The organism is Microbacterium sp. LTA6, assembly GCF_045690355.1.
In the GTDB taxonomy this organism is placed as follows: Bacteria; Actinomycetota; Actinomycetes; order Actinomycetales; family Microbacteriaceae; genus Microbacterium.
Window position 1 is genome coordinate 1,010,816 of the sequence record NZ_CP147855.1, and the last position, 21,017, is coordinate 1,031,832.

Annotated in this window: 20 protein-coding genes and 1 pseudogene; 7 read left to right on the forward strand and 14 right to left on the reverse strand. The window is 65.5% G+C overall.

Translation table 11 applies throughout. The features are described 5' to 3' along the window. Nucleotides 1-6: 6 nt before the first annotated feature. The 6 genes from LTA6_RS04690 to LTA6_RS04715 all read right to left on the reverse strand — a co-directional run bounded on the left by LTA6_RS04690 (nt 7) and on the right by LTA6_RS04715 (nt 5,008). Nucleotides 7-1,641, reverse strand: a complete 1,635-nt coding sequence (locus LTA6_RS04690; protein WP_407358756.1) for a PH domain-containing protein — start codon at nt 1,639-1,641, stop codon at nt 7-9. Further along, nucleotides 1,634-2,167: a PH domain-containing protein gene (locus tag LTA6_RS04695; RefSeq protein ID WP_407358757.1), complete on the reverse strand. Its 534-nt coding sequence runs from the start codon at nt 2,165-2,167 to the stop codon at nt 1,634-1,636. The genes LTA6_RS04690 and LTA6_RS04695 overlap by 8 nt, the downstream gene beginning before the upstream one ends. A gap of 97 nt (nt 2,168-2,264) precedes the next feature. Continuing rightward, entirely contained in the window at nt 2,265-2,465 is a 201-nt protein-coding gene (locus tag LTA6_RS04700) for an aureocin A53 family class IId bacteriocin (protein ID WP_341976388.1), read from the reverse strand. A 299-nt stretch (nt 2,466-2,764) separates the two neighbouring features. Beyond that, nucleotides 2,765-3,745 (reverse strand): SRPBCC family protein, encoded by a 981-nt coding sequence (locus LTA6_RS04705; RefSeq protein WP_407358758.1) that lies wholly within the window; start codon nt 3,743-3,745, stop codon nt 2,765-2,767. A 1-nt stretch (nt 3,746) separates the two neighbouring features. Further along, nucleotides 3,747-4,118 (reverse strand): transcriptional regulator, encoded by a 372-nt coding sequence (locus tag LTA6_RS04710; protein ID WP_341976390.1) that lies wholly within the window; start codon nt 4,116-4,118, stop codon nt 3,747-3,749. A 350-nt stretch (nt 4,119-4,468) separates the two neighbouring features. Further along, nucleotides 4,469-5,008: a TetR/AcrR family transcriptional regulator gene (locus LTA6_RS04715; protein WP_407358759.1), complete on the reverse strand. Its 540-nt coding sequence runs from the start codon at nt 5,006-5,008 to the stop codon at nt 4,469-4,471. A gap of 230 nt (nt 5,009-5,238) precedes the next feature. Here LTA6_RS04715 and LTA6_RS04720 point away from each other — a divergent pair, with 230 nt between their 5' ends. Both LTA6_RS04720 and LTA6_RS04725 read left to right on the forward strand, forming a co-directional pair. Continuing rightward, the gene (locus LTA6_RS04720; RefSeq protein ID WP_341976392.1) at nt 5,239-5,988 is read left to right on the forward strand and encodes an SDR family oxidoreductase; all 750 of its coding nucleotides are present in this window, start codon (nt 5,239-5,241) and stop codon (nt 5,986-5,988) included. 89 nt (nt 5,989-6,077) lie between these two features. After that, entirely contained in the window at nt 6,078-6,815 is a 738-nt protein-coding gene (locus tag LTA6_RS04725; protein WP_341976393.1) for an SDR family NAD(P)-dependent oxidoreductase, read from the forward strand. Between the two features lie 108 nt (nt 6,816-6,923). Here the strand turns inward: LTA6_RS04725 and LTA6_RS04730 are convergent, their stop codons facing one another. The 5 genes from LTA6_RS04730 to LTA6_RS04750 all read right to left on the reverse strand — a co-directional run bounded on the left by LTA6_RS04730 (nt 6,924) and on the right by LTA6_RS04750 (nt 13,424). After that, nucleotides 6,924-8,168 (reverse strand): MFS transporter, encoded by a 1,245-nt coding sequence (locus LTA6_RS04730; protein ID WP_407358760.1) that lies wholly within the window; start codon nt 8,166-8,168, stop codon nt 6,924-6,926. An 87-nt stretch (nt 8,169-8,255) separates the two neighbouring features. After that, entirely contained in the window at nt 8,256-9,716 is a 1,461-nt protein-coding gene (locus tag LTA6_RS04735; RefSeq protein WP_407358761.1) for an aldehyde dehydrogenase family protein, read from the reverse strand. 302 nt (nt 9,717-10,018) lie between these two features. After that, on the reverse strand, nt 10,019-10,996 hold the full coding sequence (add, locus tag LTA6_RS04740) for an adenosine deaminase (RefSeq protein ID WP_407358762.1): 978 nt from the start codon (nt 10,994-10,996) through the stop codon (nt 10,019-10,021). Continuing rightward, entirely contained in the window at nt 10,990-11,991 is a 1,002-nt protein-coding gene (locus LTA6_RS04745; RefSeq protein ID WP_407358763.1) for a nucleoside hydrolase, read from the reverse strand. The genes add and LTA6_RS04745 overlap by 7 nt, the downstream gene beginning before the upstream one ends. Before the next feature lie 11 nt (nt 11,992-12,002). Further along, on the reverse strand, nt 12,003-13,424 hold the full coding sequence (locus LTA6_RS04750; RefSeq protein ID WP_407358764.1) for an MFS transporter: 1,422 nt from the start codon (nt 13,422-13,424) through the stop codon (nt 12,003-12,005). A gap of 132 nt (nt 13,425-13,556) precedes the next feature. Here LTA6_RS04750 and LTA6_RS04755 point away from each other — a divergent pair, with 132 nt between their 5' ends. Together LTA6_RS04755 and LTA6_RS04760 are read left to right on the forward strand one after the other, a co-directional pair. Further along, nucleotides 13,557-14,342, forward strand: a complete 786-nt coding sequence (locus LTA6_RS04755) for a GntR family transcriptional regulator (protein WP_407358765.1) — start codon at nt 13,557-13,559, stop codon at nt 14,340-14,342. Nucleotides 14,343-14,353: 11 nt separating this feature from the next. Continuing rightward, nucleotides 14,354-15,199 (forward strand): ribokinase, encoded by an 846-nt coding sequence (locus tag LTA6_RS04760; protein WP_407358766.1) that lies wholly within the window; start codon nt 14,354-14,356, stop codon nt 15,197-15,199. Nucleotides 15,200-15,352: 153 nt separating this feature from the next. Here the strand turns inward: LTA6_RS04760 and LTA6_RS04765 are convergent, their stop codons facing one another. The 3 genes and pseudogenes from LTA6_RS04765 to LTA6_RS04775 form a co-directional block, all read right to left on the reverse strand. After that, on the reverse strand, nt 15,353-17,629 hold the full coding sequence (locus tag LTA6_RS04765) for a family 78 glycoside hydrolase catalytic domain (RefSeq protein ID WP_407358767.1): 2,277 nt from the start codon (nt 17,627-17,629) through the stop codon (nt 15,353-15,355). Nucleotides 17,630-17,661: 32 nt separating this feature from the next. Continuing rightward, nucleotides 17,662-17,805 carry a hypothetical protein gene (locus tag LTA6_RS04770; protein WP_407358768.1) on the reverse strand — a complete coding sequence of 48 codons (144 nt, stop codon included), beginning with the start codon at nt 17,803-17,805 and terminating at the stop codon, nt 17,662-17,664. 178 nt (nt 17,806-17,983) lie between these two features. Then, nucleotides 17,984-18,214, reverse strand: a pseudogene (locus tag LTA6_RS04775) (dihydrofolate reductase family protein); the annotation flags it as partial. 149 nt (nt 18,215-18,363) lie between these two features. On the opposite strand from LTA6_RS04775, the gene LTA6_RS04780 reads away from it, so the two are divergent. The 3 genes from LTA6_RS04780 (at nt 18,364) to LTA6_RS04790 (ending at nt 20,975) form a co-directional block, all read left to right on the forward strand. After that, nucleotides 18,364-18,888 (forward strand): PadR family transcriptional regulator, encoded by a 525-nt coding sequence (locus tag LTA6_RS04780; protein ID WP_407358769.1) that lies wholly within the window; start codon nt 18,364-18,366, stop codon nt 18,886-18,888. Beyond that, on the forward strand, nt 18,881-19,927 hold the full coding sequence (locus tag LTA6_RS04785) for a BtrH N-terminal domain-containing protein (RefSeq protein WP_407358770.1): 1,047 nt from the start codon (nt 18,881-18,883) through the stop codon (nt 19,925-19,927). Before LTA6_RS04780 ends, LTA6_RS04785 begins: the two co-directional genes overlap by 8 nt. A gap of 229 nt (nt 19,928-20,156) precedes the next feature. Next, nucleotides 20,157-20,975 carry a M57 family metalloprotease gene (locus LTA6_RS04790; protein ID WP_407358771.1) on the forward strand — a complete coding sequence of 273 codons (819 nt, stop codon included), beginning with the start codon at nt 20,157-20,159 and terminating at the stop codon, nt 20,973-20,975. Nucleotides 20,976-21,017: the final 42 nt, after the last annotated feature.

The window sequence follows — 21,017 nt, forward strand, 5'->3', positions numbered from 1 at the left end:
CGCCGCTCATTCCTTTGCGCCGACCAGCGCGTCGATCTCGCTCAGCGCCTCCCGCCGTGCAGCGGCGTTCTCGCGGGCCCGGCGGATGCGCTCCGCGCGCTGCTCGCGATCGCCGAGTCGGTTCTGCAGCGCGTCGATCTCCTGCTCGGAGAACCACACGCTCCCGCGCTGACGGGCCTCTCCCGCGTAGTAGTGCACGGTGACGTATCGGGTGCGTCCGCCGAAGACCGTGCTGTTGACGAGATGAATGGCGAGCGCATCGAGGTAGGTCTCGCGGTCCACGATGAACAACGCCCGCAGCGCGACCGTGCCGCGGGATGTGTCGTAATCGAGCCGCGTGACGAGAGGTCTCGCGAAGACGACGAGAACGGCCCAGCCGATCAGACCCGCGACGATCGCGAGCCCGAGAGCCACGCCGGTGCTGTGCAGCCACCAGCCGAGAGCAGACGCGAGAGCAGTGACGACTGCGAACACGAGTGCGGGCAGCAGAGGCAGTCGGCGACGAGTGGCAAGGTTGCTCTCCGGCACCCGGTCGCCGAACCCGGCGGCGAGGATACGCGCGACGGTGGCGCGGGGCAGCGAGGGCAGCAGGAGATTCGCGCCGAACTGCTGACTGGTGTCGGTGGTGAGCAGAGCCAACCGGACCCGGCCGAGGAGCATCTCGAGAATGTTCCGCTGCAGCACGACTCCGGTGATGGCGGCGGTATCGATGACGCGTTCGTGCGTCTCGACGAGTCCGTACGTGACGATGATGGCGCCATCGGAGACACGACGTACCTCCAGGCGTGCGTAGCGGACGACGCTGGCGGTGATGCCGATCCCGATGATCACGAGTGCCACGAACACCGCGAATCCGATCGCTCCACCACCCTGGAAGAACGTCAGGATGCCCAGGAGGCCGAACCTTTCGAGTTGCTCGTAGAGAGCGAAGGCGATCGCGACGCCGATGAGGGCGAAGCGGCCGAAGAGGATGCTGGCGACCACGAGATCGAGGAGCGTCGCCCGGTAGAGCACGGTGTCTGAGGTGCCGGTGGCGATCGCGGGCCGACGCGTCGCTTCGTCGCGAACCGTTCGAGAGGCGGCAGGGGTGTTCAGGGCAGCAGCGGCGTTCTGCGCGGAGAACTCGCGTTCCGGCCGATCATTGTCGGCATCCGCTTCGGGTTCGACGGCGCCGGTGTCAGGCACAGGCGAATACTCGAGGATCGTGTCACGCAGTTCGCGGGTGATTCCGGCGAGCGTGACCTGGGTGCTGAGATCGCCACCCTGCGCGATACGCACCCGCACGAGGCTGAAGAGGCGGTGCGCCCACGGCGCTGTGCTCTCGACCGTGCGGACCGCGTGCCAAGGAATGCTGCGAGTGCGGCGGTTGATCAAGCCGTTCGTCACGGTCAGTTCGTCCGCCGACAGGCGAATGCGGGTCGTGCCCCACTCGTAGATGGGGTCGATCATCCGGAACAGGAAGATGGCGCCGAAGACGGCGATGGCCCACTGCCCCGGCCAGATATCCGGGTTCAGGAGGAACACGGTGATGGCGACGACCGTGCCGATCGTGGTGACGGCATGAGCGAGATACGAAGCGCCGAGGTAGGACAGCGGCAGCCGCTCGGACGCCTCGGTCGGGGCGGAAGGTCGCTCAGACACGGTCGGTGCCGTTCTGCGAAGCGAGGATGGTGTCTCGGATCTCGCGGGCGGCGTCTTCGGTGACACCGGTGATGCCCTCGACATCGGCGATGCAGGTGAAGCGCACCTTGACGAGGTCGAACGCCCGCAGCAGCGGCCCCTGCACGATCTCGACGTTGAGGATCTGTGCGGTGGAGAGGGTGGTGGTGCGGCGCACGAGGAGTCCGCGGCGGATGAAGACAACCTCTGGTGTGACCGTGTATGAGGTGTTGCGCACTTCCCACCTGTTCACGAACGGGATGTCGATCACGAGTCCGACGACGGTGAAGAAGCCCAGACCGATGAGGATCCACAGGCGCCAGGTGAGGTCGGGGATGAGCAGCGTGGCGGCCGCGAGAAGCGGGGTGCCGACGGCGGCGAGGATGATGTCGGACGTGTTCTGGTAGCGCAATGCTGCGGGTGCGAGGCGGTGCGTGCCGTGGCTCTGCGGTCCAGGAATGCGGTGGCGCACCGCGGCATCCGCGTCTGTCATCCGGTCCGTCGTCATGAGTACCATCATTCGTCCTAGCTCGTCCTGGTTCTACCGTCGTAAGGATGATTCGGTGCGGCCGGTGAGCTGCACCGGCCGCACCGAGTCGACATGCTCAGCCGAACAGGCGGCGGTAGATCTCGCCGGCGATCCAGGCGATCGTCGAGCCGCGCTCAAGCCACTTGTAGATGGTGCCCTTGTTGTCCCAGACCCAGGCGATCATCTTCTTGGTCTTGGCAGCGCCCCACGAACCGACCTTGCCACCGATGTACTTGACCAGCTCGTAGATCTTCTTCGCCCATTTGAGCCAACCCATGTGAATCTCCGATCGTTGGTTTCGCGGACCGTCTTTGGTGCCGCGACTCGAAGCTACGAATCGGCGAGGGGGCCGGACTTCCGGCGTGAGATGGAACCCGGTCGCCCCAGGGCGGCACCGTCGGCTCTGAAGATGCACGGGTTTGGGATCGCTCGAGGGCGCGGTTGCGTCTTTCGGCGGAAGCGGCGCCAAGCGGATCCGGGCAGGGTGCACTCCGGGTCCTCACGAATCTGGCGGTAGACGCAGAAATCCGGCCGATTCCCGAGGGAACCGGCCGGATTCTGAGGAGTTGTGAACGGTCAGACCGTGAGCAGCTCCCGCTCGAGGCGAGCGTACGAGGCCTCCATGCCGTCGGCCATGCCGGTGGCGAGGATCATGTCGCGCGTCTCCTTGTCGGGGTACTCGATGAGGGCGGTGATGAGCGTCGCGCCGTCCTCCTCGTAGAGGTTGAGGTCGTTCAGCGTCTCGGGGCTCGCCATGCCCTGCATCCGCTCGGTGGTGACGGCCCGGCGCGGGGCGTCGATGAGCAGTACTTCGCCTTCGAACCCGAAGGGCTGCCCCTCGGTGTCGCCCACGGGTGCCCAAGAATTGCGGTAGCTCTGGCCCGGTTCGGTGCCGATGACGCACTCGGTCATCTCCCATCCGTCCGGCCCGAGCATCCACCGGCGCATCAGCTCCTCCTCGTTGAACGCGCGCCAGACCAACTCGCGCGGACCGTCGACGAGACGCGTGATGCGCACGTGGGTGTCGTCGAGCAGCTCGACCCGGGTGCCCTTGCCCTGCGCGTAGTCGCGGAGGTCCTGCAGGACGGTGTCGAGCTGGGCCATCGACATCTTCAGACCCTCGACCATGCCCATACCGACGAGCTGTTCGATCGCTTCGACAGAGGGGAAGTGGCTCGTCGAGACCATGCGGGTGCCCTCGGCAGTCGGCTCGAAATCGAACGTCATGCGCGTTGCGGGGAAGTCCGCGAGCGGCTTGCCGTCTTCATCGGCGAAGGTGTCGATCACCTCGAATCGACTCGGCGCCTCGATCGCGAGGAACTCCCACGACGCAGAGGAGCGCTCGCCCCGCGGCCCGTTCATCGTGTAGTTCGCGCGGCCGCCGACCGTGTGGTCCCAGGAGGTGAACGTCGCCGGCCATCCGGGAGGACCCCAGAAGCGCTCGAGCTGGCGCGGGTCGCTGTAGGCGCTCCAGACCCGCTCGACGGGTGCTGCGAAATCCGCGGTGACCGTCATGGTCAGGTTCTCGGTGTCGGTGGTGACATCGGTGACAGGCATTTCACTCTCCTTGTTCGGTTCGTGCGGTGGGGGATGCCGGCGGTTCGGCCAGCAGATCGTCGAGGCGGGCGATGCGTGCCCGCCAGAGCTCTTCGTAGCGGGCGAGGAGCGCTTTGGCGCGGGCGATCATCTCGGGATTCGCGCGGACGAGCCGCTCGCGTCCTTCGGCGCGCTTGACGATGAGGTTCGCGGCTTCGAGCACGGCCACGTGCTTCTGCACCGCTGCGAACGACATCTCGTAATCGACCGCGAGGGTCGACACCGACTGCTCTCGCTCGATCGTCCGGCGGAGGATGTCCCGTCGGGTCGAGGCCGCCAATGCGTGGAACACACGGTCGATCTCCGCTTCGCTGAGTTCTCTTTGTACAACCATTTGGTTGTAGGTTACGGCGGGGCGGATGCCGTGTCAAGAGGTTCTTTGGCGGCGCGAGGACTCCGGATGACCTGCATTCCGAAGGCGTCACTGCGCTGGACGCGCGCGAACGCCCACACGGCGCTAAACGATCGGAAACCTGGAGCACCACCAGCCCGGGTGGCGCCATCACGGACACGCCGCACAGTGCGGCTCCGCCCTCGACTGGAATGCGGACATCGAGTCGATGCGCTCACCGCTGAGGCCGGGTACGGCTCGCCGTCGATTCGATCAACCCCGACGCGTCACGCGCGAGAGCCCGTCGCCGTCGATCCTTCGAGCAGCCCCTGAAGCCACACGGAGCTACTGGATCACACCGCCCCAGGGTCGGCCCTGAGCCCTCGGATCGCATGGTTGATGATCGAGTTCACGGCCCTGTCATCGACGCTCGCATGCCCGACGAGGGTGCGATAAACGAGGGGACCGAAGAACAGATCGATCACCTCGTCGATATCAGCATCGGCTCGAAAATACCCTGACTCGACGCAGCGCTCGACCAACGTGGCGAACCCCTTGCGACGCTCGTCCAAGAAGAAAGTGCGAAAGTACGCCGCGGTCGTCGGATCGTTCGCGCACGCACCGACCAGCTCGGCGAAGGTGACGCCCAGCGGCCCGCGGTAGAAGGCGCCGATATCCACGAGATAGGAGACGAGATCGGCGGGCGGATCGTCCGTCTTCGGCACCACGAGGTGCTCTCTCATGAGTTGACCGAAGGCTTCGGCGGCGATGGCCTGACGGGACGGCCAGTGCCGATACAACGTGACCTTGCTTACCCCGGAAACGTCCGAGACCGCCTCGACCGTCGCCGCCTTCAAACCGCCGGAGACGAGCAGATCGGCAGCTGCGTTCAATGCCTTCTGGTGGACGGCGGCACTCCGAGCCCCCTGGGGAAGGCGTGAAACTTCAGCCCTGACATCGGCGGGAGTCTGATGCCCCATGGATTCTCCTCGTGCTTGGTGCCCTCGTGGGCCTCGAGTCAAGTATCGCCGACCGCCGGCTCATGGCGAGGCGACCCCCGGTTTGTATGTGAACACTACGTACAGTACAGTTAAAGCCAGACATCGACAAAAGGAGGCGAGAAATGACGAGCCTTGAGGGCAAGACCATACTCATCACCGGGGGAAACAAGGGCATAGGCCAGGAGATCGCTCGCGCATCGGCCGCCCGCGGCGCCAGGACGCTGATCGCATTCGGCGGAGATCATGCAGCAGCGGCATCCACGTTGGGCGAATTGGAGGCGCTGACCCCGGGCGCGGCGGCGTTCCAGGCCGATCTCGCCACCGAGGAAGGCGTGCACGACCTGTTCGATCGAGTAACGACGCATGTCGGCACGATCGACGCGCTCGTCAACTCAGCCGGGGTCTTCGCGACCGCTCCGCTCGAGGAGGTCACCGACGATTCATTCGCGTACCACTTCGCGCTCAACGTCTTCGGTTTGACGCACGCGATCAGAGAGGCGGTCGCGATCTTCTCCACGGCTGGTGCGAGTGTCGTCAACATCGGGTCGAGCGTCTCCTCCTTCACTCCCGCCGGCTCGGTGGTCTACAACGCGAGTAAGGGAGCTGTGGACGCGATCACACGCACCCTCGCCAACGAACTCGGCCCCCGCGGGATCCGGGTCAATTCGATCAATCCCGGACTCACTTCGACCCCCGGCATGCGGCGAAGCGAGTTCTCCGCCGAGGCGTTCACGCGCGAGATCGAAGCGCGGACCCCACTCGGCCGCATCGGCGTTCCTGCCGATCTGGCCGGCGCGGCCTGCTTCCTGATTTCCGACGAGTCGTCCTGGCTCACCGGGGAGACCATCGTCATCGGCGGCGGCCTTCATTAGCGGTCATCATCCCGGGAGGGTCTCCGCCCCCCGAAACCATCCAGCCCCACTAGCCACTTCTCTCTTCACAACAGCAAGGAAACAGACAAATGAGAATCTCTGACAACACGATCTTCATCGCCGGCGGAACCTCCGGAATCGGACTCGAACTGGCGATTCGCCTCTCGGCCGAAGGCAACAAGGTCATCGTCGGCGGCCGCCGACGCGACCGCCTCGATGAGATCACAGCAGCACATCCCGAGCTCGGAGCGGTCGAAATCGATGTCGACGACATGGCATCCATCACGCGTGCATTCGAGAAGGTCACGTCGTCATACCCGGAGCTCAACGTGCTCGTGACGATGTCCGGCATCATGTACCCGGAGGACCTGAAGTCGGCGGACTCTCTGCAGGTCGCCGAGCGAACGGTGACGACGAACATCCTGGGCACCATCCGACTCGCTTCGCAGTTCATTCCGTTCCTGAGCGAGAAGGAATCCGCCACCATCGTGACGGTCACATCGGCACTGGCCTTCGTCCCGCTTCCGATGACCCCGACGTACAACGCGTCGAAGGCGGCGATTCACTCCTTCACGGAGAGCATGCGGGTGCAGCTGGCAGACACCTCGATCCAGGTCATCGAAATCGCTCCTCCCGGGGTCCGTACGTCGCTGATGGGCCAGGAGAACTCGGAGGCCGCTATGCCTCTGGATGCCTTCGTCGATGAGGTCATCGCTCTGCTGAAGGCGAACCCGCAGGCCAAGGAGATCATCGTCGAGGCCGCTTCGGGGTTGCGGAACGCGGAGGCGAACGGCAACTACGACGAGATGCTCGCGATGCTCAGCTGACGCGTGGCGTCAACCACGCGGGCGCGAGCTCGCGACTCTCGGACGAGGTCGGTGCATCATGCACCGGCCTCGTCCGTTTGCGTGACGCGTTCCGGCACGCGGACGCTCTCACAGGTCTCGGCGCCCAAGACCTCGCTGCCGGGTCGTGAGAAGGAGGCCGCTGATGAGGGTCACTGCCGCCAATACGAGCATGCTCGCTTCCACAACCAGCCACGAGCCGGTCTGCATGCGCACGAGGCCGGCGACAAAGGGGAAGACCGCGGCGATTGTGTAGCCAAGGCTCTGGGCTCGCCCCGACAAAGCGACCGTCGCGTGGGCGGATCCGGCAGCGATGCTGAAGATCACGATGCTGAGAGAAAACGCCGCGGTCACCCCGACGGCCAGCACGACGGCTCCGCCGAGCGCGACGAATCCGGTTCCGCAGAACACGCCCGTCGCGCCGACGATCTGGAGAGTCGAGACGACGAGGATCATCCCCCGCAGCCCCACCTTCCCGAGCGCCAACGAGGGCGCGACGAGGCATGTGAGGACTCCGGCGAAGCTGAACGCGCCGACCCCGAAGGTCGCCTGCTCGATGCGATTCGACTTCTCCATGAGCAGCGGGAGCAGCCACGAGGCCGCAAGGTAGAAGAACGACGCCTGCGCGCCGAAGAATGCACCTGCCATCACCACGGTGCTCGCGTCCGCCTTCGTCTTCGTCGATGAAGAAGGAAGGTGTATACGAGGCCTGCCGGCCTCGTATACGCGCAGGACAGGCATCAGCCAGGCGACCGCAGCGACGGCCGCGGTCGCGGCGGTGATGGCGAGCGCCACTCGCCATCCGGCCCGAAGCCCATCAGCGAGGGGAAGCGCAAGCGCGACGCCTGCGCCACCACCGGCCGAGATCAACGCCGTGCAGATGCCCGTCACACGGCCGACGCGGTGAGGGAAGAACGCTCGTGCTGCCACTGGAAGGAGGACGTTCCCGACGCACAACCCGGCAGCGATGAGAGCTGTGCCCCCGTAGAGAAGCGCAGCACCGGGTGCCACGCGAAGCAGGCTCCCCACCACCACAGCCGACATCGCCACAGTCAGCGCCGTGGTGATCCGCACCCGATGCAGCAGCGCGGGGACCATCGAGGAGAACATCGCGAAGACGATGAGGGGAACCGATCCCAGGAAGCCCAGTTGCGCCACGGACAGTTCCCCGCCGGCCAGCATCGCCGGCGTCAGCGCACCGATCGCGGTCAGCGAGGGGCGGAGCGCCAGAGACGTGACCCCGAGCGCAATGAGCGCGGATGACTTCGATCGCCCGGAATGGATCGGGCCGATCGGGGATCCGTCGGATGGGGGTGCCGAATCATTGCCGGTCATGTGATTACTCCAGGGAAGGCACACGAAGAGCAGGGAGCCGTCAAGTTGTCATGGCTCCCTGCTCGGGCGCGGCGCCCAACCGTGGGTTTAGGTGGAGGGCGGTGTCGACGTCGCGACGGTGATGGACTTCAGCTGGGTGTACTCGTTCAGCGTCTCGAAACAGAACTCACGACCGAGGCCGCTGTCCTTGAATCCGCCGAAGGGTACGCCGCCGGAGAGGTTGAAGTACTGATTGATCCATACGCTTCCGGCTTCGAGTCGGTCAGCGGTGTCCATCGCGTTCTTCAGGTTCGAGGTGTAGATCCCCGATGCCAATCCGTAGGGCGTGTCATTGGCCTCCGAGATCATCGTCTCGTAGTCATCCCACTTGATGACGCAGAGAACCGGTCCGAAGATCTCCTCCCGCGCGACTGTCATGGAATTCGTAACCTCAAGGATGGTGGGCTCGATGAAATTGCCGCTCTCGTAGCCGGCCACATGGGCGCGGTGCCCGCCCGTCACGAGCCTGGCCCCTTCTTCGATTCCCGCCTCGATCATCGACATGACCTTGTCCGCATGCGCGGCGTGGATCATGCCGCTCAGGTCGGTGTCTTCGTCGAGGGGCGGTCCCACCCGCAGTGACTGGAAACGTGCGACGAGCTTCTCCATGAAGCGGTCATAGATCTCCGCGTGGACGAAGAGCCGCGTTCCCGCGAGGCAGGACTGACCGTTGCACATGAGAACACCGAAGGTCGCGTTCGCCACGACAGCATCGATGTCCTCAATGTCGGGGAATACGATGCTCGGGCTCTTCCCACCCAGTTCCAGAATCGACGAGACGAGCCGTGACGACCCGGCCTTGGCCACCGTTCGACCGGTCTCGGTGCTACCGGTGAAGGCGAGCTTGCGGACCTTCGGATGCGCCGTCAGCGCCGACCCGACCTCGGTCCCGTACCCGGGGACGACGTTGAGGACACCAGGAGGGAAGATCTCCGCGGCGAGGCGGGTGATCTCCATCACCGACACCGACGCATTGCGATCCGGCTTCAGGACCACCGTGTTGCCTGCCGCGAGAGCGGGGGCGATCTTGAACGCCATCATGACCGCGGGGTCGTTCCAGGGGATGATCTGTCCACACACGCCCAGCGGAACGCGCTTTGCCACAAGGTATCCCGACGCGAGCTGACGCCCGAATCCCTCGTGCGCAAGAACGACTGACGCGAAGTAGCGCAGTTGCGTCACGGTCGCAGCATAGTCTTCGCGCATCTCGCGGATATGGCGCCCCGTGTCGACCGATTCGAGGCGTGCAAGCCGCTCCGCGTTCGCCTCGACTGCCGCTGCGAACTCCATGAGCAGGCCCGCTCGATGCTCTGCGGGGAAGGCGGCCCATGCCGGGAAAGCTCGGTCGGCGGCCTCGACAGCATCGTCAACCTCCGATGGACCGGAGCGTGTCAAGCGCGCGAGCAACTGGCCCGTCGCCGCTTCGCGAGCCTCGAACCACACCGGGCCGAGCGCGCGGAACTCACCATCGATGAATGCGCCGTACTCCCGGACTCGTTGATCTGTCATGGCAACTCCTTCAGTAGTCCTGGCCTAGTGTACTGTACGTAGCGTTTCGTTACAACCGATGGTCTCCACCCGTCATCCCACCTACTGGTCTCGAACGTCCACTTCACCCCCGAAGCCGGTGCGCTGGGCGTTCGCAAGCGGACTCCACCCCGCGCCACCCAATTCACAATCCTGCAAAGGTTGCGACGGGCGGGCGCTCGGTTTCTCAGCTCGCCGACGTACCCGGTCGAGACGAACCTATGCGGCGCACCACCCCGACCGATCATCGGCACAACCTCGCCGGCTCGGACGAAGCGTGCCGTTCAACGAGGATTGAGAAGGCGACTCCTCCACGAAGCACGGACTGAGTCGTCGACGAATGCAGCCTCGACACTGTCTGCATCCAATCGATCGAGCGCGACGGCATCGAATCCGAGTTCGTCGCGCAGGACAGCTCGCTCGGCGGACAGCGGGGACTGGGTCTGCCGGGGGTTGTCATCTCCGAGGACGAGCGCGACTCCCGCCTCACGGAATTCGGGGGCGGGATGCTGGCGGCGTGTCGAGATGGCGCCGGTGTAGAGGTTCGATGTCGGGCAGATCTCGATGTAGATGCCTTGGTCCGCTATCCGCCGCAACGCCGAAGGATCGTCGGCGAGGTGCGCGCCATGGCCGATCCTGGTGACGCCGAAGAGATCGACCGCGTCGAGCGCTGCGTGGGCGGGCGCGGCTTCCGCGGCGTGGCAGGTGAGCCCGAGCCCTGCGGCGCGGGCGATGGCGAACGCGTTGACGTAGGGCTCGAGGTCCGGGAAGCGGAGCTCGTCACCGGCGAGGTCGAATCCGACGACACCGCGTCCGGCAAACCGAGCGGATGCGGTGGCGACCTGTTCATTGCGCTCGGCGCCGTGCAGGCGGAGCGCGGCGACGACGACGCCGGCTGGCATACCGCTGTTCTTCGTTCCTTGGGAGACGCCTTCGCAGACCGCGGCAATGACCTCGTCGAGGGAGAGCTTCGGGTTCACATGCGTGGCGGGACCGAAGCGCAGTTCGAGGTAGTGCTGGCCATCAGCGGCCGCGTCCTCGACGGCCTCGCAGGCGATCCGAGCCAATGACTCGTAGTCTGCGAAGAACGGGTACGTCGAGGACACCTTCTCGAGGTACGCGGTCAGGTCGGCCGGGGCGTCGAGCTGCAGTGCGTGTTCCCAGTCGCGGTCGACGCCCGGGAGCTTGAGCGTGCGCGCGAGTTCGAAAGCGGTCGCGGGGCGCACGCGTCCCTCGAGGTGGGTGTGCAGGTTGATCAGCATTCTGCAGCCTCCGTACGTGGCGCCCCGACGGTGACCGTATCGATGAGGTGAGCCCCGAGCGGGCGATCGGTGGCGAGGACGACACGGGTCCGGGCTGTCGGATGATCGACCGGTCCCAGCCGCTGGTTCCGGAGGTCCGCGATCACCTGGCCACGACCCGGCCCTCCACTCGTGTCGACGGTGATCGGAACGCGGGGCGCCCGTGTGGGCGTCACGCCGCCCACGGCTACGGCGGCTGCGAGGGGGTCGTGCAGCGCGCAGCTGCGCTTGCCGTAGAGGGGCAGGTAGAACTCGAAGTAGTGATCGAGCATCTCCCCGAGTGCTCGCGCGGCCGGGTTCTCGGCTTCGAGGAGTCGGACCCGATCGTCCTCGTCCAGGGTGTTCTCGAGCGTGACGTCGAGCGGCACGAGGGTGATGTCCCAGTCCGCCGCGAATACCTCGGCCGCTGCCTCGGGGTCGTTCCAGATGTTCGCTTCCGCCACGGGCGTGACGTTCCCCGACACGAGCGCCGCGCCGCCCATGGCCGTGAGGCTGTGCACCCGCTGCGGAAGGGTCGGATCCTGTCGCAGCGCGAGGGCGACGTTCGTCAGTGGCCCGACGGTGACGATGCGGAGTTCGCCGCGATGGTCGTGGGACAGCCGGATGAGCAGGTCTGCCGCGCTGTCGGCTCCCGGCTCGCGGAGCGACCGCGGAAGCGCGACGCCCCCGATCCCGTTCGCGCCGTGGATCTCAGGCACACCGCCGTCGAACGCCTTGGCGAGGTGATCGCGAGCGCCGAGGCTCACCTGCACGTCGGTCGCGCCGATCAGCCCGAGCAGATCGAGGGAGTTCCGCGCCGCCTGCTCGGCACTCGTGTTGCCGCTGACGGTCCCGATTCCGACGAGTCGGACGGCCGGAGAAGTCGCGAGGTAGGTGAGCGCGAGGGCGTCGTCGATGCCGGTGTCGCAGTCCAGGTAGACGGGGATGCGGTCGGACTCGGCGGTTTCGATGGTCATGTTGTGTCCTCTCACATCCGCTGCCCGGGGCGGGCAGCGATCAGCAGGCTGGCGATCAGGGCGAGGGCGACGATGCCTGCCGAGATCCACAGCGCGGTGGCGAATCCGGCGGTCGTGATCTGCGTGACGAACGGAGCCACGATGCCGATGCCAAGGCCGGCACCGATGCCGAACGCGGCGCCGTTGAGGCCCGGCAGAGCAGCCGGTGCATCCTCGGGCGAGAGAAGCACGCCCAAGCCGTTGACCGTGGTGAGGACCAGACCGTTGTAGGTGATGCCGAGAATCGCGATCGCTGTGATCACGACCCCCATGTTCTGCGGGAACAGGGCGATCAGAGCCACGGCCGCGAGACTGACCACGAGGCCGACGCGCAGCAGCAGTATCCAGCCGAGCTTCCCGGCCAGCCAGCCGGACAGCGGCGCAGCCGCGACGCCGATGAGGGCCGGCGGAACGAGGAACAGCGCTGCCGCAGTGGGGGCGTCGAGCCCGAACCCGATCTCAGGTGTCTGGCTCAGCACGACCACCGTGAAGTTGATGACGGCGAAGACGCTCGAGAGGGTGAGCACGGTCGTGGCGATGACCGGCCACACCTGACGGGACTTGAGGTGGTGCACGGCGATGAGCGGCGAACGACGCCGCTTCTCGACAAACCAGAACACGACGAATGCGACGATCGCGCCTGCAAGGTACGCCAGGGCGAGCGGGTCCAGCCATCCGACGCTTCCCCCCTGGGAGACGAAGTAGGTGAGGCAGATGAGAGCGATGGACAGAGCAGCGGCTCCCCACCAGTCCATCTTTCCCGTGGTCACCACCGGGCCATCCTTCGGGACGGTGACGATCACGCAGAAGATTGCGAGGATGCCTACGACGAAGATGACCGCGAAGATCGACCGGTATCCGAAGTTCTCGACAAGCAGCCCACCGATGTAGCCGTCGACACCGCCGACACCGCCGTTCACGGCGGTGATGATGCCGAGGGTCATACCGAACACCTTGGCGCTCAACGACTCGCTGAGGATGATGTACGCGAGCTGGAACGCCGCACTCGATGCGCCCTGAAGCGCGCGGCCGACCAGGAGGAGCGGCAGGTTGGGAGCGAAGAGGCACAGCAGAGTGCCGACGGCCAGGATTCCGAGCACGATGAACAGCGCGCGTCGGCGGCCGATGTAGTCACTCCACCGTGACAGCACGATTCCGCCGATCGCGCCGGCGAGGAAGAACAGCGAGGAGACCTGGGAGATGGCGCCGACATCGACGCCGAGTTCTGTCGCCATGTGCGGGAGCGCCGGCGTAAGCATGCTGGCGTTCAACTGGTAGGACAGCACGCCAAGGACGAGCGTCACAACAAGTGCGACCGCGCGGCCACCCCGCACGAGAGTGATGTCAGCGCCGGGTTCCGTTCGGATCGCGGCGGTGGGGGGTTGTGCGTGCACGGTAAGACTCCTTCGTCGTAGCACTACGTTGAATCAGGTTGTATGAAGTTATACCTCTTAGGTAGAACATGTGCAAGACTGACATCTGCGCGATGATGGAGCAAACGCCTCGCGAGCAAAGGAGCATCCGCCTTGAGCACGATCGAACAGTTCTTCGCCCACCAGTTGACGACGGCCGTCGGGCAGCCGTTGCGCGTCGCCGTGTACTCCCGACTGGCGGAAGGGATCCGTTCGAACGTCTTCCCGCTGGGTCAGGCCCTCCCGCGGGAGACGGAGCTCGCGACTGCGATCGGCGTGAGCCGCACCGTCGTTCGTGAGGCGCTGATGCTGCTCGAGGAGGACGGACTCATCGTCACCCGTCGAGGCGTCGGGCGCTTCGTCGTCGACAAACTCCCGCACATCGGCCTGGAAGAGCTGCAGCCGCTCGAGCACGCGCTCACCGAATCGGGCCGGAGCATCGAGGTGCGCCAACTCGAGTTCGGCATCCAGTCGACCACTGACTTCACCTCCAACAAGCTCTCCCTCGACGCCGCCGCGAACACCTGGTTCCGCGAGGCGGTCATACTCAGCGACGGAACACCGATCGCCATCGCCCAGGAGCATCTGCCCGCAGGCAAGTACCTGAGCGACATCCACCCTGGGATCGCCACAAGCCTCGAATCATTGGCCGGTGAGTCGAAGACCCTGCTCGCCGCCATCATCGACCGGTTCGGTCCCGTCTTCAGCAGTGGGGTCTGCACTCTGGCGGCCAACGTCGCGGGCGAGACGCGAGCCGGCCACCTCGACCTGAAGCCGTCGACACCCGTCCTCGTGCTCACGCAGACCGCAGAATACGAGGGCACCCCTCTCTACCTCGCGAAGTTCATCGTTTCCCCCGAGGTAGGCAGTCTGTCCATCGTCCAGTCCACCGCCAGTTGAGAAGGCTCCCAATGACCACCCAGACCTCGCCCCGGATCACCGTCGTCGGAAGCATCAACATCGACATCACCAGTCGTGTCGAAAGGCTCCCCTCCCCCGGCGAGACCATCGCGGGTGGCACCCTCAGCCGCGAGATCGGCGGCAAGGGCGCGAACCAGGCAGCCGCCGCAGCGAAGCTCGGCGCCGCCGTCCGCATGATCGGAGCGGTCGGAGAGGACGCGGACGGACGGTGGCTTCGCGACCAGCTCACCGCAGCCGGAGTCGACACATCAGAAGTGAAGGAAGTCCCCGACCCCAGCGGCACCGCACTCATTGTCGTGGACAAGCATGCCGAGAACCAGATCGTCGTCTGCCCCGGTGCGAATGCTCACGTTCAGGCCGATGACCTATCCCTCGAACCCGACGAGGTGATCCTCGCGCAACTGGAGATCTCCCTCGCCGTCGTTGAACGCCTCGCTGCATCGTCATCGAACTACTTGGCGATCAACGCGGCACCCGCCCAGCCCCTGCCCGCCGGCCTCATCGAACGCGTCGACCTGTTCATTGTTAACGAGAGCGAATACGCTCTCATGCCAGAACTCGACAACGCGCGCCTGGTCGCTGTCACCTATGGCGCGGACGGCGCTGCGTTGCTCACGCGCGGCGAGGAGATCTCCCGCGCGCCGGGCGTCGCAACGACCGCCGTCAACACCGTCGGCGCCGGCGACGCCTTCTGCGCCGCCCTCGTCATCGCAATCCACTCAGGCATGACGCCGACCGCCGCACTCCAATCCGCATGCTCGGTCGGCGCGGCAGCCGTTGCGCATCCTGCATCGCAGCCTCCGCTCAAGCGGCTCTCGGAGTACGTCACTCGTTGATCCGGCTCGAAGGCACCGAATGGTGAACGGTCGCCACGACGGCGACACCCATGCGTGACGATTCAGGAAAGTGTCACGACAAGCGAGGCGGAACCCGCTGATCAGACACCTGGGGAGTGACATTCAGTGTCACCTCTGCGAGAGGAACCTGAGTCAAACGTGCCGTGGGTCGACCAACCCGATGAATTGATGCGATCCTCCCTGCACATCGTGCCGGCCACCATCCGGTAGAACGACTTCTGCATGCATCAGCTCCGGTAGGGAAACGTCGACGAACATCTGGTCGCCTTCGACACGCCAAGAGCAGGACACTTCCCCACGGGGTGTGCGGTAAGAGGTCTCGGCCCAGTTGATCCCAGGTCCCGGCTGAGGCTGGATGCGCACCGACGCGTACCCAGGAGACGCCGGGCGGATGCCGCCGACTACCTGGTACACCCAGTCGACGACTGCACCCAGCGCGTAGTGGTTGAAGCTCGTCATCTCGCCCGTGTTGATCGTCCCGTCGGGGAGCATGGAGTCCCAGCGCTCCCAGACCGTAGTGGCTCCCATCGCGACGGGATACATCCACGACGGACTCTGCCGCTCGAGTAGCAGACGGTAGGCATCCTCCAGGTGGCCGGTCTCGGACAGCGCCCATGTGACGAACGGTGTGCCCGCGAAGCCGGTCGTCACGCGGTACCCCGATGCCCGAACCAGTTCGGCAAGACGACGTCCCGCCGCATCGCGGAGGTCGCCGCTCAGCACCCCGAACGAGATCGCGAGGGCGTAGACCGTGGCGCAGTCGGATCGGACGATGCCTTCGGCATCGACGTAGTGCTCGACGAAGGCCGCCCGGGTGCGCTCAGCCATTGCACGCCAGCGCTCCGCATCATTGTGCTTGCCGAGCACGTCGGCGGCGTCCGCCGCGAAGGATGCGGAGCGATACAGGCAGGAGGTCGCGACGACCGAGGGGTCAGCCTTCGCCGCAGCCGGGTCCTCCGGCGGAGCATCCGGATCGAGCCAATCCCCGAGCTGGTTGCCACGATCCCACAGCCCGGTCTCCGATACGTCCTGCTCGACGGAGTCAAGGTGCATGACGATGGCCGGATAGTAGTCCGCAAGTCGTTCCGCGTCGCCGTACGACCACCAGAGCGCTTGCGGAACCCAGACCGCCGAATCACCCCACACAGCGGTCGCGCGGTCCCAGGGCAGCGAGAACCCTTCCGGGAAATGCGCATGCTTCAACACCTCCGGAACGATGAGCGGGACGACCTGACCGGTGGCATGACGCGTCTCCTCCAGCAGGTCCCGCAGCCATCCGTCGAGGAAGTCCGCGGTGTCGAACTGGAAGTTCGCCGATGCGGCGTAGGCCGAGATGTCCCCGGTCCACCCGAGTCGCTCGTCGCGCTGCGGGCAGTCGGTCGGAACGCTCAGGAAGTTCCCCTTCTGGCTCCAGACGGAGTTGTGGACGAGTTGATTCACGAGCGGGTCCGAGCAGGTGAAGTACCCGGTCCGCTCCATCTCGGAGTGCACGACAATGGCCTCGAGACCGTCCAGCTCGAGGTCACCCGGCCACCCCTCGACCTCGATGTAGCGGAAGCCGTGGAAGGTGAACGTCGGCTCGAAGTAGTCGACCTCGCCCGACAGGATGAACTCGTCCGTCGCCTCCGCCGCACGCAGCGCGCGGACACCGAGTTCTCCGTCCTCCAGGACCTCGGCATGACGGATGCGGATGCGGATGCCTCGTTCGCCGACGACTGAGAATCGCACCCAGCCGACCAGGTTCTGACCGAAATCCACGAGCCTGCGACCCGAAGGCGATGTCGAGATCACTATCGGGGCGACGGACTCGTTCCGAATGATCAGCGGGGAGCTCTGCGGTATCAGGGCTGCGCGGTCCACATCGACCGTATGCACGTCGAGCGTGTCACCGCTGCCCCGGAGCCGCGCATCGATCGTCTGGCCGTTGTAGAGCGAATTTCGCGTGATGTCCGATGCCTCGGCGACCCAGTCATCCGAGGTGACGATCCGCTGCGTCGATCCGTCTGCGTACCGGACTTCCAGAACGGCAGCGACGCTGATCTCTTCTCCATAGTTCGCGTCCGCGTTGGCGAACCCGAGACGCCCGCGATACCACCCGTTGCCCAGCAACAGGTCGAGACGGACGCTTCCGGAGCCTCGGCCGATCAGTTCCGTGACGTCGTACTCCTGATACGCGAGACGCCACTCGTACGATGTCCATCCGGGGTTCAGCACCGAAGCGGTGACGCCGACGCCGTCCACGGATGCCTCGTACACGCCGTGCGCCGTGGCGAGGAGCCGGGCTCCGATCACCTCACTTCGCGGGTGTTCCAGCGCGACCTCGAGACTGAAGCGCGGAGCCACCCCCTCCGGAGCGACCGCTGCGATGAATGCCGCGCCCTCAAGAGGGTCCTGGGATGTGGTCACCATGCCGTCCGTCGTCTTTGTGGCTCCTGCAGTCGTCATACCGCTCGCTCTGCTGTGATGGCGCAGTCGCGTGCGAGACGAGCCCGAGCGCTGTACCCGGTTTCGCCCGCGATGTAGTCGGCGAAGAGCCGCCGCACAGGGGAGAACGCCTCCGCGAAGTCATCCGTGGTGATGGTCAATGAGTTCTCCTCGTCGAGCGGACCGCAGACGGCCAGCCCATGCAGGCCACCGATCGAATCCGCGGCGGCAACTGCGCTGCGGCGTGCAACGAAACCATATTGGCGGCCATTGAATGGTTTCACAAGGTACCGTCAGTCATCGATTCTTCAATGCACGCCTTCCTAGACGTCGTCGATGTCACGACCCTCGTCTCCTTATCGAGACCTCCACGGAACGGCGCACCCGATAGCGCAGGTGAAGCACCCGGTTGCCCTGGACAACTACGCCTGGGTCTTCCAGCAGGTGCTGAGAGTCGACGGAGCCGAAGTAGCGCTTGCCGAACCCGAGCACGACGGGTACGACGTCCATGCGTACCTCGTTGATCAGGCCTGCTGCGAGCAACTGGCCACCGACGTCGCCGGCAGCGACCACAGCGTTCACCCCGAGGCCAGGGCACTCCTTCAGGAGAACCTGGATCAGGAAACCCACACCAGCGAGGAGCTGTACACGAAGCTCCGCGAGATCGTCGGCTAACGCTCAGGCTGACGCGGCTCTATTCTAGCGCTAGAATAGCCGACATGACCCTGACCCCGACCGAACTGACGATCCTCGGCCTCATCGCCGAGCAGCCGCGGCACGGCTACGACCTCGAACAGGTGATCGAACAGCGCGGGATCCGCCGCTGGGCCGAGATCGGCTTCTCGTCGATCTACTACGTGCTCACGAAGCTCGAAGGTCGCGGACTCATCGCGTCCGACGACACACAGACCAGCGCCAAGTCCAAGAGGGTGTTCCACGCCACCGCCGCCGGGCTGCAGGCCGCCGAAGAAGGCGCCGTCGCCTGCATCGCCGACCAGCGGACCGTCGCGCATCCCATGCTCGTCGGGCTCGCCAACCTGCCGTTGATCTCCGACGCGGACTACCTCGACGCAATGCAACGACGCCTCACGTGGATCGATGCGAGGATCAGCGCCGTCACCGCCGCCGAGCGCTCCCAAGCCCCGCTCCCTCACCCCGCCCGCGAAGTCTTCTCGTATTCACTGAGCCTCCTCCAGGCAGAAAGGGCGTGGCTCGCGACGCGAGTCCTGGTGCCTCATGAATGAATCAGCGCCTCGAACGAGCAGTGCCAGGCAGGTCATCGACGGCGTCCCCACCACCGGCGGATTGCACTGCGAGACGACGGCACTCGGCGTTCTCCTGACGCACGCCGGACTCTCGCTGTCCGAGCCGATGCTGTTCGGTCTGGGCTCAGGACTGTCGTTCATCTATTGGGATTCCAAGCAGCAGGACCTTCCGTTCCTCGGCGGTCGAGTCAAGCCGTTCGCGCTCGCGCAGGCCCTGACATCCCGCCTGGGAGTGACCTTGCGTGCGGAGGAGACGACCTCGGCCCGGAAGGCATGGGATCAGCTGCGCACAACGATCGACGGCGGGACCCCCGTCGGCCTGCAGCTCGACAGCCACGATCTGGAGTACTTCGGCTCCCGCGTGCATTTTGCCGGCCACGTCGTCGCCATGTACGGGTACGACGATGAGCGGGCATACCTCGTCGACACGGCTCAGCAGGGCGGCGAGGTCTCGACGAGCCTGGAGAGCCTGGCGCGAGCTCGAGCAGCACGTGGGCCGATGTCAGCGCACCACCGCGCCTTCACCGTTGACGTGCCCGTCGCAGCGACGCGGCCTGAGCGGATCCGCGAATCGATCGCTCCTGCGATCTCTGCGTGCGCGAAGGAGTTTCTCGCACCGCCGATCGCCAACATCGGGAACCGGGGCATCCTCACGACAGCGAAGCGCATTCCGCTCTGGTTCGAGCGGGTCGCTGACCCCGCTCGCGATCTCGCGGTCATCGCGATGCTGATGGAGCGGGCGGGCACAGGAGGGGCGCTGTTCCGCAATCTGTATCAGGACTTCCTGACCGAGAGCGCGGAACTCGTCGAACGCAGATCCCACGCGGACATCATCGGTGAGGGCGCAGCCCGGTTCGCGGAATCCGCACTGCTCTGGACGCGCGTCTCAGAATTGATCGCCCGCGCCGGCAGCACGGGGGATGCAGACCACCTGACTGAGGCGGCCGAAGTGCTCCGAGACATCGAAGCGATCGAGACGGCCGCGATGACGTCGCTCGCCTCGCTGGAGAAAGCGTGACGTTCGTCGAGGCGGGATGACACCTTCGGCCAGCCCGCACCTCACACAATTCTGACCTGAGTGCAGAAAGTGCTCGGCGCGCCACGAGGAGTCTTGACCTCGCCGAAGCGCCGCCAATACCGTGAGCGAGCTTGGACGCGTCGATGAGGCAAAGAAGCCGATCCCGACCTTCCACGGCCTGCTCGCCGACCAGACGAGCAGAATCGCTCAGATCGAAAAGGATCACTGTATGCGACTCACGAGAAAACTCGCGCTCGCCGCCACTGCGGCAGCCGTACTCACCCTCGGCGCGGTCATCCCCGCTGCCGGCGCGACCTCGGTCGATGACGACTCCGACGTTCCCTCCTTCCAGGAGTTCGCGGCGTCGACCTACCGGGACATCGACGGCAGCTACATCGTCAACGGCGACGAAGTCCTCTCGGATCGGGGGGAGTTGCGGGAGTTCTACGACCTTCTCATCGGCCCCGAGACACCGACCGACGGCCTCATCGTCAACACGGTGGGCGGCATCGACGACAAGTGGTCGGCCTCGCAGGTGAGCAATCTCACCTATTGCGTCAGTACGAAATTCGGCACGCGTCACGCCGATGTCGTGAGCGCGATGGCCAGCGGTGCAGCGCTCTGGGAGTCCGCATCCCCGAAGATCAACTTCGTGTACGTCGGCAGCGCTGACGGCAACTGCACCACGCGCAACAAGTCGGTCCTGTTCTCGGTCGAGCCGGTGCAGACGTCGCAGTACATCGCTCGCGCGTTCTTCCCGAGCACCGCGGACCGTCAGCAGAACGTGCTCATCGACGACTCGATCTGGTCCTCCGGATCGTGGACGCCGACGAACATCCTCGGCCACGAGCTCGGCCACGTTCTCGGCTTCCGCCACGAGCACACCCGCCCCGAATCGGGCACGTGCTTCGAGGACACCAACTGGCGTCCGCTGACGCCGTACGACTCGTCGTCGATCATGCACTACCCGCAGTGCAACGGCACGTCCGACGACCTGTCGATGACGAGCGCCGACCGCACCGGCGTCGTCAGCCTCTACGGCGGCTGACACGACTCACCGCAGAAACCGCTGGGCCCGGTCGTTCTCGAC

Bases quoted from the DNA above. Each gene is read 5' to 3' on its own strand.
- LTA6_RS04695 (WP_407358757.1), bottom strand. From the start codon at position 2,167: ATGACGACGGACCGGATGACAGACGCGGATGCCGCGGTGCGCCACCGC.
- LTA6_RS04700 (WP_341976388.1), bottom strand. From the start codon at position 2,465: ATGGGTTGGCTCAAATGGGCGAAGAAGATCTACGAGCTGGTCAAGTAC.
- LTA6_RS04705 (WP_407358758.1), bottom strand. From the start codon at position 3,745: ATGCCTGTCACCGATGTCACCACCGACACCGAGAACCTGACCATGACG.
- LTA6_RS04710 (WP_341976390.1), bottom strand. From the start codon at position 4,118: ATGGTTGTACAAAGAGAACTCAGCGAAGCGGAGATCGACCGTGTGTTC.
- LTA6_RS04720 (WP_341976392.1), top strand. From the start codon at position 5,239: ATGACGAGCCTTGAGGGCAAGACCATACTCATCACCGGGGGAAACAAG.
- LTA6_RS04725 (WP_341976393.1), top strand. From the start codon at position 6,078: ATGAGAATCTCTGACAACACGATCTTCATCGCCGGCGGAACCTCCGGA.
- LTA6_RS04730 (WP_407358760.1), bottom strand. From the start codon at position 8,168: ATGACCGGCAATGATTCGGCACCCCCATCCGACGGATCCCCGATCGGC.
- LTA6_RS04735 (WP_407358761.1), bottom strand. From the start codon at position 9,716: ATGACAGATCAACGAGTCCGGGAGTACGGCGCATTCATCGATGGTGAG.
- add (WP_407358762.1), bottom strand. From the start codon at position 10,996: ATGCTGATCAACCTGCACACCCACCTCGAGGGACGCGTGCGCCCCGCG.
- LTA6_RS04745 (WP_407358763.1), bottom strand. From the start codon at position 11,991: ATGACCATCGAAACCGCCGAGTCCGACCGCATCCCCGTCTACCTGGAC.
- LTA6_RS04760 (WP_407358766.1), top strand. From the start codon at position 14,354: ATGACCACCCAGACCTCGCCCCGGATCACCGTCGTCGGAAGCATCAAC.
- LTA6_RS04765 (WP_407358767.1), bottom strand. From the start codon at position 17,629: ATGGTGACCACATCCCAGGACCCTCTTGAGGGCGCGGCATTCATCGCA.
- LTA6_RS04780 (WP_407358769.1), top strand. From the start codon at position 18,364: ATGACCCTGACCCCGACCGAACTGACGATCCTCGGCCTCATCGCCGAG.
- LTA6_RS04785 (WP_407358770.1), top strand. From the start codon at position 18,881: ATGAATGAATCAGCGCCTCGAACGAGCAGTGCCAGGCAGGTCATCGAC.
- LTA6_RS04790 (WP_407358771.1), top strand. From the start codon at position 20,157: ATGCGACTCACGAGAAAACTCGCGCTCGCCGCCACTGCGGCAGCCGTA.